General features: G+C 41.6%; 7 protein-coding genes and 1 pseudogene. 7 read left to right on the top strand and 1 reads right to left on the bottom strand.

Features of this window, described 5'->3' with window-relative positions:
- From DXA60_RS19010 to DXA60_RS17845, 5 genes are all read left to right on the top strand, one after another.
- On the top strand, positions 1 to 201 hold a 201-nt coding region (locus DXA60_RS19010), incomplete at its 5' end, for a hypothetical protein (RefSeq protein ID WP_207661935.1).
- A gap of 184 nt (positions 202 to 385) precedes the next feature.
- Positions 386 to 1,705 (top strand): MATE family efflux transporter, encoded by a 1,320-nt coding sequence (locus DXA60_RS17860; protein ID WP_117922620.1) that lies wholly within the window; start codon positions 386 to 388, stop codon positions 1,703 to 1,705.
- Positions 1,706 to 1,749: 44 nt separating this feature from the next.
- Positions 1,750 to 2,649 carry an AraC family transcriptional regulator gene (locus DXA60_RS17855; protein WP_117922619.1) on the top strand — a complete coding sequence of 300 codons (900 nt, stop codon included), beginning with the start codon at positions 1,750 to 1,752 and terminating at the stop codon, positions 2,647 to 2,649.
- Between the two features lie 149 nt (positions 2,650 to 2,798).
- The gene (locus tag DXA60_RS17850; protein ID WP_117922618.1) at positions 2,799 to 5,213 is read left to right on the top strand and encodes a GH36-type glycosyl hydrolase domain-containing protein; all 2,415 of its coding nucleotides are present in this window, start codon (positions 2,799 to 2,801) and stop codon (positions 5,211 to 5,213) included.
- A 48-nt stretch (positions 5,214 to 5,261) separates the two neighbouring features.
- A complete protein-coding gene (locus DXA60_RS17845; protein WP_117922617.1) occupies positions 5,262 to 7,970 on the top strand; it encodes a GH36-type glycosyl hydrolase domain-containing protein in 2,709 nt (902 codons plus the stop codon).
- Positions 7,971 to 7,986: 16 nt separating this feature from the next.
- On the opposite strand, the gene DXA60_RS17840 is transcribed toward DXA60_RS17845, so the two are convergent.
- Positions 7,987 to 8,727 (bottom strand): helix-turn-helix domain-containing protein, encoded by a 741-nt coding sequence (locus DXA60_RS17840; RefSeq protein WP_117922621.1) that lies wholly within the window; start codon positions 8,725 to 8,727, stop codon positions 7,987 to 7,989.
- Positions 8,728 to 8,950: 223 nt separating this feature from the next.
- On the opposite strand from DXA60_RS17840, the gene DXA60_RS17835 reads away from it, so the two are divergent.
- Both DXA60_RS17835 and DXA60_RS17830 read left to right on the top strand, forming a co-directional pair.
- The gene (locus DXA60_RS17835; RefSeq protein WP_117922616.1) at positions 8,951 to 10,399 is read left to right on the top strand and encodes a carbohydrate ABC transporter substrate-binding protein; all 1,449 of its coding nucleotides are present in this window, start codon (positions 8,951 to 8,953) and stop codon (positions 10,397 to 10,399) included.
- Between the two features lie 260 nt (positions 10,400 to 10,659).
- Positions 10,660 to 10,910 (top strand): annotated as a pseudogene (locus DXA60_RS17830) (sugar ABC transporter permease); the annotation flags it as partial.

Raw genomic sequence — 10,910 nt, 5'->3', positions numbered from 1 at the left:
AGAAAATCTAACTCAGACACACTTAGACTTTTCTTATTTTCGTACAACGGAACCAAAATTACTCCGGCTTTGCGCAAGACGCCACTCACAAGCCTACGATACACCATTTGGGGAGATGATTTATTTCATAAACAAACCAGCATTTGGCGGGCAATGTTAGATGATGTCAGAGTCAAACAGCAGATTTCAATTTTTGATTGACAAAACCGCAAAAAGAATTAATATGGTTATCTGTATAAAAAGTAGAAATAGTGCAATTATTATGTGAAAAACTACAAGAATTATGGCGCAAAATGTCATATTATTAGTATGGCGCAAAAACTCTAGTTTATTGCTGAAAATATAAAAACGAAAAATATTTAGTGCAGATGTGAGGGCAGTTCAAATGAAAATCCAAAGAAAATCTTTAACACAGCTTTTTGTACCAATATGCTTCGAAACACTTTTTTATATGCTTTCCGGAATGGTTGATACCCTGATGCTTTCATCGGTAAGCGATCAGGCAGTTGGTGCAGTCGGTACGGCAAATACATATATTGGTGTTTTTATCATCATGTTTGGAGTTATATCGTCGGGCATGGTTGCGGTAATGACACAGAATATCGGGGCAGGAAAGCCGGGAGTTGCATATCAGGCAAGACAGCTTGGACTTATTTTTAATGCGGTTGTCGGAGTTATGATGTCCGTATTTTTAGCTGTTTTTTCAGGAAAAATTTTAGAGATAGTAAGTATTGCACCGGCTCTGTTTACGCCTGCTGAAACTTATCTGAAAATCGTAGGCGGTGCGTGTTTTTTAAATGCGCTCATACCTATATTTTCAAGCTATCTTCGGGTGTTTGGCTATACCAGGCAGTCGCTTTTTGCATCTATCACAGGAAATATAATTAATTTTATTTTGAATTCTGTATTTTTATTTGTCATGAACTGGGGAGTTATGGGAGTTGCCATCGCCACAGTGATATCGCGTGTTATAAATCTGATCATGGTTGCGGCTATGGGAGCAGTGCTGGTAAAGGCAAAAAATGCTCCTGAGAGGGAGTCCTCACGCAAAATATTAGGACAGATCATAAAAATAGGTTTTCCATCCGCGTGCGAGACGGCTCTTTATAATATTGCAATGACGCTTGTTGTTCGTTTTATGAATCAGATGGATGCGGACGGGATGAATGTTACCGCGCGCTCTTATACGCTTCAGATTGCAAATTTTTCATACTGTGTAGGTGCTGCCTTAGCACAGGCAAATGCCATCATGACAGGCTGGCGGATTGGGGCAAAAGAATTTGAAGAGTGTGATAAAGGAACGAAAAAGGCTGCTATTTATGGAGTGATAACAGCCACCTGTTTTTCTGTGATGTTCGCATTGACTGGACATTTTATCGTACATATTTTCACAGACGATCCACAGATGATAAATCTGGTTGTAAAATTGCTTGTCGTTGACATTTTCCTCGAATTTGGACGTGTAACGAATCTGGTCTATGGACAGGCATTAAAAACAAGCGGAGATGCTGTTTTCCCTGTGATCATGGGGGCAATATTTATGTATCTGGTGGCAGTTGGAGGCACGTATTTTTTGGGCATACGGTTAGGGCTGCTTGCTGTGGGGGCATATATTGGCATGGCGGGTGATGAATGTGCCAGAGCGGTTGGAATGGTGCTCCGCTGGAAAACAGGGAAATGGAAGACGAAGCGTCTGGTGGAGTAAGATGAAACTGTTGTTTGTGAATGATTATTTATGCGGAGGATATTATGTACTTTGAATTAAAAGAAAACAGACCACATGGTACGCAAAAGTATCCTTTCAGTTTATATCATATATATAATATCCACCATTCCTTTCAGATTCCGGTGCACTGGCATGACGAACTTGAGATTATATATGTAAAAAGTGGAGTTTTAAATGTGAATATATCAGGAGAAAACTACACAGGAAGTACAGGAGAAGTATTTGTTGTATCGCCGGGTAATTTGCATTTTATGGGTTCGCAGACAGGAAAAGTGGACTACTATACGTTACTTTTCCCATTGGAGTATGTATCGTTTCAATCAAATGATCTATTAGAGAAAGAGGTAATGGCACCGCTGAAAAGTGGAAAGCGGATGATAAAACCACAGCTTGGTGCTGGATTGAGCGATATATGCGATAATCTGATCGCTTTGGAACATTCAGATCTGACACTGTCTGCTACTCAGAAAGAGCAGGAAATTGCTGAGAATACGAGTGATAATAGGAACAACCTGATAATCCAGTTTGAGATAAAAAGCAGATTGCTTTTGTTTTTTAAGAGAGTGCTGCAAAGTGGTTTTATATTAGAAAATAATATCAGTGGCAGAAATACTACCGAGAAAGAAATGATTTCGTATATACAGCAGAACTTTACAAGGAAAATATCGCTTAAGGAGTTTGGAAACCAGTTTCACTTGTCTGAAAAATATATTTCCCGCTATTTTAAAGAACATTTTCATATTACTATTTCACAGTATATCAATCATTTACGCATGGAGCATGCGAGACAGTTACTGCAGGAGACTACACTTCCTGTTACGGAGGTTGCAATGCGGTGCGGTTATGAAAATGTCAGTTATTTTATCCGGAGCTTCAAAAAGATGTACGGAAATCCGCCGTTGAAATATCGAAACGAGATTTAATTCGAAAATCGTATCTCATATACTTTCGGAAGAACAGGTCATGAATCTGTTATTTTAAGGACGTATTTTGTATAACCATTTTCATAGAACCTTTATTGTTAATATAACATGGCAGTAGAAAAAAGACTGAGACAAGAATGGAGGTTACTATGAAATACGGATATTTTGATGAAAATAAAAAAGAATATGTGATCACAAGACCGGATACACCGGCACCATGGGTAAATTATTTAGGATCACCGGAGTATGGAGCGATCATATCCAATAATGCGGGAGGATATAGTTTTGCAAAATCCGGAGCAAACGGAAGAATTTTAAGATATGTATTTAACCAGTTTGATGAACCGGGCAGATATATTTACGTCAGGGACAATGAGAGTAAAGATTACTGGTCAGCTTCCTGGCAGCCGGTGGGAAAAGATTTAGAGCATTATAAGAGCGAGTGCCATCATGGGACTGCTTACACAAAAATGAAAGCGGCATATGCCGGGATCAGTTCTGAGGTATGTTATTATGTACCGTTAAACCAGTCTTATGAAGTTTGGAATCTGAGTGTTACCAATGATTCTGAAAAAGAAAGAAAACTTACTGTGACCGGTTATGCAGAGTTTACGAATAACAGCAATTATGAACAGGATCAGGTCAATCTGCAGTATTCACAGTTCATCACAAGGACTGTTTTTTGTGAGAACCGTGTGCGCCAGATGATCCATGCCAATCTTGATATGATTGAAAAAGGAAAAGAAATTGACCATAAGACCGTGGTGAGCCGGTTCTTTGGACTTGCGGGCACAGCCGTAACATCCTGGTGTGGTGATAAGGAAGAGTTCCTTGGCAGATATCATGGATATGGGAATCCCAAAGGTGTGGAAGATGGTGTTTTAAATAATAACGGGAATTACAATGAAAACGGCTGTGGTGCTATTTCAACGGTATTGCATCTGAATCCGGGGGAGACAAAGAATATCGCATTTTTAGTCGGAATGAAAGAGGATGATGAGGCAGCAAAAATCATAGCAGGATACAGGAATACAGCAGAAGTGTGCAAAAAAGAACTTGCGGAGCTGACCGCATACTGGCATGAAAAATTTTCTCATTTTCAGGTAAAGACACCGAGTGAAGAATTTAATACCATGATCAATACATGGAATGCGTATAACTGTTTTATGACATTTATCTGGTCAAGGGCTGCATCCTTTACTTATTGTGGACTGAGGAATGGGTATGGTTACCGTGATACCGTGCAGGATATTCAGGGAGTGATCCATCTTGCACCGGAGATGGCAGTCGAAAAGATCCGCTTTATGCTCTCGGCCCAGGTGGACAATGGAGGCGGATTGCCCTTAGTCAAATTTACACATAATCCGGGACATGAGGATACACCGGACGATGCCTCTTATGTACAGGAGACAGGGCACCCTGCATATCGTGCGGATGATGCACTCTGGCTGTTCCCAACCGTGTACAAATATGTTTCAGAAACCGGTGACGTGGCGTTTATCGATGAGGTGATTCCGTTTGCGAATAAAGACGAGGGAACGGTTTACGAGCATCTGAAGCGTGCAATAGATTTTTCCATGAAACATCTTGGAGGGCATGGACTGCCGGCAGGGCTTTATGCAGACTGGAATGACTGCCTGCGTCTTGGAAAAGATGGGGAATCAACATTTGTTGCCCTGCAGTTTTATTATGCGATGACGATCCTGCGTATTTTTGCAGAATATAAGAAAGATGAGGCATATATTGCATTTCTGAATGAAGAGCAGAAAAAATTGGGAGAGCTGATCCAGAAACTCTGCTGGGATGAGGACAGATTTATCCGTGGTTTCACAGAGGATGGTAAGACAATCGGAAAGCGTACCGATCCGGAAGCGAACATGTGGTTAAATCCGCAGAGCTGGGCGGTGATCAGCGGACTTGCAGATGAAAAGCAGGCAGACTGTGCATTGCAGCAGGTATATGACAGGTTAAACACGGAATATGGAGCAATTCTGATGGATCCGCCATATCATGCACATGCATTTGATGGGGCGCTTGCAGTTATTTATAACGCTGGCACCAAAGAAAATGCCGGTATTTTTTCTCAGTCACAGGGGTGGATCATCCTTGCGGAAGCATTGAGAGGACATGGAGAGAGAGCATTTTCCTATTTTATGAAAAATGCACCGGCAGCACAGAATGACAGGGCAGAGATCCGAAAATTAGAGCCATACTGTTATGGTCAGTTTACCGAAGGAAAGGATAGTCCGAATTTTGGACGGTCGCATGTGCACTGGCTGACAGGAACAGCTTCCACGGTTATGGTAGGGTGTGTAGAGGGAATCCTTGGCATGCGCCCGGATCTTTATGGGCTTCGCATTGCACCGGCTGTTTCGAAAGAATGGGAAATGTTTGAAATCGATAAAGATTTCAGAGGCTGCCATCTGCACATTACAGTAAAAAATCCGGGACATGCAGAGAGCGGATACAAAAAACTATTCGTTAATGGTCAGGAAATGGAGGACAATTATATTCCACAGTCTGTACTTACAGAGACAACAGAAGTGGAACTGATCATGTCATAAGACAAAATAAGTAAAGAAGTCTTTTTATACGCAGAAATGAGGAGTATCATGAAACAAGTTGAATTTATAGATAAAAATGGAGCTTTCCGTATTCACAATCCGGAAAATTATAGTGGTCTGTACCTTCCGCTGGCAGGAGAGACGGGATTGAAATCGAGCATTACGCCGAATCTTGGAGGGGACAGCAAGACAGATCAGAATCATTTTCTGTTAGAACCGGTCAGTATTGAAAATCTGCATAATAACCGCAATACCAGAAATTTTTGGTGCCGGATCGAAGATAAAGGCTGTTGGTCTGTCTGTGGTTCTTCTGCAAAACAGGAAGCGGAAAAGTTTACGAAAGATCAGGATGAAAGCACCTTAGAAGCCGGATTTATGTGGCAGAAACTGACAAGAATATCAAAAGAGTATGGGGTAAAAGCAGAGACGACTTCCTTTGTGACTTTAGATGGTGCAATGGAAGTAATGATGGTAGAACTTACCAATACAGCAGAGTATGAGCAGAAAATCACACCGATGGCGGTGATTCCGGTTTATGGACGGAGTGCAGACAATATCAGGGATCACCGTCATGTGACATCACTTTTACATAGAATCGAGACAAAGATGTATGGCGTGGAAGTATGTCCGGTACTTTCTTTTGATGAAAGAGGACACCAGAAGAACCAGACGACATATTTTGTCTATGGGTCGACAGGAGAAGGCGAGGCACCGGAGACATTTTATCCGACAACGGAAATGTTTATCGGAGAGGGCGGAAGTTATCTGATACCGGAAACTGTGCGGACTGTGAAGGATGGCGTGCCAGCTGGAACGAAACTGCAGGGAAAAGAGGCAGCAGGAGGAATGCGTTTTGCGTCGGTTACTTTAAAACCACAGGAATCAGCAGCGTATCTGATTCTCGCAGGAATTTCGGAAGATAGGGAGCAGATCGAAAAACAGACAGCAGCTTACCGTACGAAAAAGCAGGTGGAAGCAGCACTTGAAACGGTAAAAAAGCACTGGACTGACAAAGTAAATGTCGATTTTGCAACAGGTGATACAGCAGTTGATAATTATCTGAAATGGATCTGCTTTCAGCCGGTTCTAAGAAGGATCTTTGGATGCTCTTTTTTACCGTATCATGATTATGGAAAAGGCGGACGCGGCTGGAGAGATCTCTGGCAGGACTGTCTTGCCCTGCTTATCATGGAGCCGTCTGTGGTGCGTCAGATGATCGTGGACAATTATGGCGGTGTCCGGATAGATGGAACAAATGCAACGATCATTGGAAGCAGACAGGGAGAATTTATTGCTGACCGTAATAACATTACCCGTGTCTGGATGGATCATGCGTTCTGGCCGTTTGTAACAACGAAATTATATCTGGATCAGACCGGAGATCTTAATATTTTACTGGAAAAAGTTACTTATTTTAAAGATCTTCAGGCAAAGAGAGGTACTGCACATGATAATGCGTGGGATCATGTGTATGGAAATAAACAGCGCACGGAGGGCGGCAATGTTTATTTTGGAACGATCTTAGAACATATTTTGCTTCAGAATCTGTGTGCTTTTTATGATGTCGGGGATCATAATGAGATGAGACTGCACGGTGCAGACTGGAACGATGCGCTTGATATGGCATGGGAAAGGGGCGAAAGTGTGGCATTTACCTGTGCATACGCTGGAAATCTGAAAGATATTGCAGAGTGCCTGAAACATCTGGAAGCAGAGACAGGCATCAGCAGGATCGAAGTGGCGGAAGAGATGAAATATCTGCTTGCAGACGGAACAGATTTATATGAAAGTCCGGATAAAAAACAGGAATTGTTAGAAAAATACACCAGTCTTTGTGCACATAACATAAAAGGCGGGACGATCCTTATTTCAGTGGAACAGATCAGAAAAAATCTGCTTGGAAAAGCAGAGTGGCTGATGCAGCATATCAGATCAAAAGAATGGATCAGTGCAGAAGATGGTATGGGCTGGTTTAACGGATATTATGATAATCATGGAAATGCAGTCGAGTACAGCAAAGATCAGGATGTCCGTATGATGCTGACCGGACAGGTGTTTGCGATCATGAGCGGTACCGCCGGTGAGGAACAGATAAAAGCAGTATGTAAGAGTGCAGACAGATACCTGTTTGATAAAAAAGCCGGTGGCTATCGTCTGAATACAGACTTTAAAGAAGAAAAATTTGATCTTGGAAGAATGTTTGGATTTGCCTATGGCGAAAAGGAAAACGGGGCAGTATTTTCACATATGGCGGTCATGTATGCAAATGCACTGTATCAGAGGGGATTTGTATCAGAGGGACATAAAGTACTGCAGACACTGCTTGATGCAGCCATGAATTTTGAAAACAGTAAAATGTATCCGGGACTGCCGGAGTATTTTGATAATGATGGAAGAGGACTTTATGCATATCTGACAGGTGCGGCAAGCTGGTATATGTTAACCATGATCACGGAGGTCTTTGGCGTAAAAGGAAAACTCGGCGACCTTGTGATCGCACCGTCCCTGCTGCCGGAGCAGTTTGACGAAAAAGGCGATGCAGGGCTGCAGCTGGAGTTTGCAGGTAAGAAATTCCATATCATACTGCACAATCCGAAAAAACAGAGCAGCAGAGATGGTCAGATCAGACAGGCAGTGTGTGATGATCAGATCATTTTAGAAACAGAGCCGGAATATGGGGTACGGCTTAGTAAGAAAGTGATCGAAACACTCGATTCTGGGAAATGTCACAGAATTGATGTTGTTTTAAGTGAGTAGTGCAAAAACCGGACTGTCACCACATGGATTTGTAATATTCGTCCCGGTATTTCTTTGGTGTCAGTCCGGTATAGTTTTCAAAAATCTGGATAAAATGGCTCTGTGAAGAAAAGGAGAGATAATTTGCAATATCAACGATCGGCTTATCGGAATAGCGCAGCAGATGTGTCGCTTTCTCAATCTTTTTTTCACGGATATAGTCACTGATGGATATACCAAGGTTCTGTTTAAAAACACGGGACAGATAACTCTCGGACAGCCCGGTATATTCAGCCAAAATATTGATGGTAATGCGTTCTTTGATGTGCGTGTAGATGTAGTCGACACACTGCATGACAGGCTTTGAGAGAATTGCACTTTTTTTCTGAAGAACCATTTTTCCGGTAAAATCTTTTACCATTTCATGATGCAGGTCTGCCACCTGGCGTATCGAGGTACAGGAATCCATTTTTAAAATATAAAAATCACTCAGGCGGTAAGCCTGTTCCGGTTCTAATCCACCGTCAATGCAATAGCGTGTGATCATGGCGGTAGTGACAACAAAATGATATTTGATATTCGTAAGCGGATTGCGGGAAAGCACTCCTGTACCTTTTAGGTCAATAAAAGCATCTTCTTTGCAATTCCGTATCACAGTTTCCATATCCCCTGTTTTGACCGCATTATAAAAAGAATACTCTACCGTCGGGGAACGGTGCAGCATATCGTATTCACTGTTGACTAATTCTGTGTGATACCACTCTTTTGAAAGTTCCATGATTAGCTCCATTCTTGTACATTTTTCAAATGAAAATATCATTTCATTTGCAGATTTGTACATCTTTCGTCTGGTTGTCTCATTATGTCATGAATCTGACATTTTTTCAAGCGATTTAGTATAATGCAAAATTAAAATCAGTTAATATATCACTTGTAAACGAGATAGGAACACAAAAGAAAATAAGTGTTCCAGAGGAATTTCGAAAAGGGAGGAAAAGTAGATGAAACGAAGAATTGTAAGTATGATGCTCGTAGCAGCGATGGGAGCAACATTATTGGCAGGCTGTGGCGGAAATGCAGCAGGCAGCAATGACACAAAGAGCGACAATGCTAAGAGCAATGCTGCAGAAGCAACTGGCAGCGATGCAACAGCTACAGATGAAAATGCTCCGGCAACAGAAGCAGAAAGCACAGATGCACAGGCAGGTACTTCTGATGAAGGAAAGGTACTTAATATTTACTGCTGGAACGAGGAATTTAAGAGCCGTCTGACAGATCATTATCCAGGATATACAGAGGTGGATGCAACTACAGGAACGATCGGTGATGTAATTGTAAAATGGAACATTACCCCAAGTGATGATATGGCATATCAGAACAATCTGGATGCAACCTTATTAAAACAGGTAGATGCAGCAGCAGATGACAAGATCGATATCTTTCTGGTAGAAGCCGATTACGCATTGAAATATGTTGATACAGATTACACAATGGCAGTTACAGATCTTGGAATTACCGATGCTGATCTTTCCAAACAGTACCAGTACACCAAAGATGTTGTTACAGATTCTAACGGCGTATTAAAAGGTGTTTCATGGCAGGGCTGTCCTGGCGTATTATTCTATAACAGAGATGCAGCAAAAGCAGTATTAGGTTCTGATGATCCGGCAGAGGTTCAGAATTATGTGAAAGACTGGGATACATTCAATGATACAGCAAAGAAGATGAAAGATGCAGGCTACACCATCACATCTTCCGCAAACGATACTTACCGTGTATATTCCAACAACGTTACTTCCAAATGGGTTGTTGATGGCAAGATCAATATTGATGACAACATTATGAAATGGGTTGATGATTCCAAAGAGCTTGTAGATGCAGGTGAGACAGGAACATACGAACTGTGGAGTGATGACTGGAAGAAAGGTTTCTATCCGGAAGGAAATGTATTCTGCTACTTTGGACCTGCATGGTTAGTAAACTTTTCAATGGCAGCAGATACCGAAGGCAGTATCGGTTACAACGGTGGCTGGGGCGCAACCGAAGGACCGCAGGGCTTCTTCTGGGGTGGTACATGGATCTGTGCAGCAACAGGAACGGATAACCCAAGCCTTGTAAAAGATATCATGCTTCAGATGACAACCAATGATGATGTTATGAAAGATATCATTGAGAAAGATGATGACTTTGTAAACAATCAGGACGTAATTGCTGAGATGGCAGACAGCTCTTACTCAAGCAAGATCTTAGGCGGACAGAATCCACTTGGTATTTACAGCTCAGGAGTTTCCAAACTTGATTTAAGCAATCTTTCTTCCTATGATCAGGGTTGTAACGAAGAGTTCCAGCATGCAATGAAGAACTACTTCGAAGGAAGTGCAACGAAAGAAGAAGCATTAGATCTGTTCTACAAATCAGTTTTAGAGAAATATCCGGAATTGACATATTAATCTCCATTCTTGCGCTGTTTTTAAGCGCATCACAAGTTTGTGCGAAGCACAAATCTTGCGTGTGAAAAATGTATTTTTCACACTAAGTTCTGTTACTATGAATGAAACTGCGCCTGCCAGATCGTAAGGAAGGCAGGTGCGGTTGATTATGTAAAACCATTAGCGCAAAGCTGACAGCATGTTTACACAGAAGAAAAGTGAGGGATGCTGTGAGCTCTGTGGATGAGAAAATGTACTCTGAAAAAGGAGGTTGGGCTGTTATGAAAAAAAGCAGTGGAAAGGTAGTAAAGTACAATAAATGGGGATATATCATTTTGATTCCTTTTATTGTAGTATATGTTGTTTTTCAGCTGATTCCATTGATCAGCACTATTTACAACAGTTTCTTTGAAAACTATATGTCAGGATTAACACAGGTTGGACCAAGGTTTGTCGGATTTGAAAATTATCAAAAACTCTTCTCCGATGGAGATATCTGGATTTATACCAAAAATACTCTGTTATTGTGGAT

It is taken from the genome of Roseburia sp. OF03-24 (assembly GCF_003463035.1).
Classification (GTDB): domain Bacteria; phylum Bacillota; class Clostridia; order Lachnospirales; family Lachnospiraceae; genus Roseburia; species Roseburia rectibacter.
This window is presented reverse-complemented; position numbering and strand designations above follow the sequence as displayed.